The organism is Aliiroseovarius sp. ABM4_368 (assembly GCF_056161205.1).
The window spans coordinates 1-223 of sequence record NZ_JBSWYR010000036.1 but is presented as its reverse complement, the minus strand read 5'-3'; the positions used below and the strand labels follow the sequence as shown (position 1 = coordinate 223).

At 58.3% G+C, this 223-nt stretch carries 1 protein-coding gene; it reads left to right on the top strand.

Annotation, left to right across the window (positions count from 1 at the left end):
• Positions 1 to 223 (top strand): Ig-like domain-containing protein (locus ACXAH3_RS16525; protein ID WP_474863372.1); only part of this gene is annotated, 223 nt, incomplete at both ends.

Below are 223 nucleotides of genomic sequence, written 5' to 3'. Positions count from 1 at the left end.
GTCTGTTCTGGACAACGACACGTTGAATGGCGTGGTTGTTGATCCGGCTGACATTACCCTGACCCCCGGCACAGCACCCAGCCCAACTGACGGCTCGATCACCATGAATGCAGACGGGACGATCACTGTCGCGCCGGGCACGACGGCAGGCACTTACAGCTATCCCTATACGATCTGTGAGAACTTGAACGGGACGAACTGTGATACGGCCACAGCGACGGTC